Source organism: Paenibacillus sp. EKM212P (assembly GCF_011066115.1).
Classification (GTDB): Bacteria; Bacillota; Bacilli; order Paenibacillales; family Paenibacillaceae; genus Paenibacillus; species Paenibacillus polymyxa_B.
In genome coordinates, this window is sequence record NZ_JAAMNR010000086.1 from 1 (window position 1) to 224 (window position 224).

Annotated in this window: 1 protein-coding gene; it reads right to left on the minus strand. The window is 54.5% G+C overall.

Annotated features, from left to right (window positions below):
* Nucleotides 1-224, minus strand: a 224-nt coding sequence (locus G9G54_RS25155) for a condensation domain-containing protein (protein ID WP_165179978.1), incomplete at both ends; no start/stop codon positions are given.

Below are 224 nucleotides of genomic sequence, written 5' to 3' on the forward strand. Positions count from 1 at the left end.
GCCGTCTACCACCATATGATGAATAGCCAGTAGCAGATGGTCCCCATCAGCGCAGTGGAACAGGCCCGCTTTCAGCAGAGGTCCTTCATCCAGTCGGATGTTACTCTGAATAGTGCTGGCCCAGGCTTCTATAGCTTGACCCAATGTGGGACCGATCGGCACGTCTTTGAAATCGGCCACTTCCAGATCATACAGCTTCCCTTCCTTCACTCCGCGGTTCCACG